The sequence below is a fragment of the Aeromonas sp. PS2Canimalfood6 genome, from assembly GCF_048276795.1.
Classification (GTDB): domain Bacteria; phylum Pseudomonadota; class Gammaproteobacteria; order Enterobacterales; family Aeromonadaceae; genus Aeromonas; species Aeromonas caviae.
The window spans coordinates 1-321 of record NZ_JBLUXC010000181.1 but is presented as its reverse complement, the minus strand read 5'-3'; the positions used below and the strand labels follow the sequence as shown (position 1 = coordinate 321).

At 56.4% G+C, this 321-nt stretch carries 1 protein-coding gene; it reads right to left on the bottom strand.

Features of this window, described 5'->3' with window-relative positions; translation table 11 throughout:
- Positions 1 to 321 (bottom strand): IS1634 family transposase (locus ACNPAA_RS21155; protein ID WP_417892008.1); only part of this gene is annotated, 321 nt, incomplete at both ends.

The following is a 321-nucleotide window of genomic DNA, read 5'->3' as shown; positions in this document are numbered from 1 at the left end:
CGGGCACCCGGGTCACAAATAGTTGCTGCTGTTGCGCCAGTAATTGCAAGGTATCGGCGCAGTACAGTGCGGCATCGCCGACCAGATAACGGCACTCCTGCGCGGCCTTGAGACTGCTCAAATGGCGACGAACGGTCTGGGCAAAGGCTTTGGTGTCATTACTATTGCCGCTCAGGGCCTGCATATAGACAGGTAGGCCGGCCTGATTTTCACAGATGAGCTCAAGGATCACTTGATTCAGCTCTGGCCGGTGATCACGACTATAACCACGCACCAGTTGCAGCTTACCGACCAGATCCCCATCGGCACAGTCATAGGCGC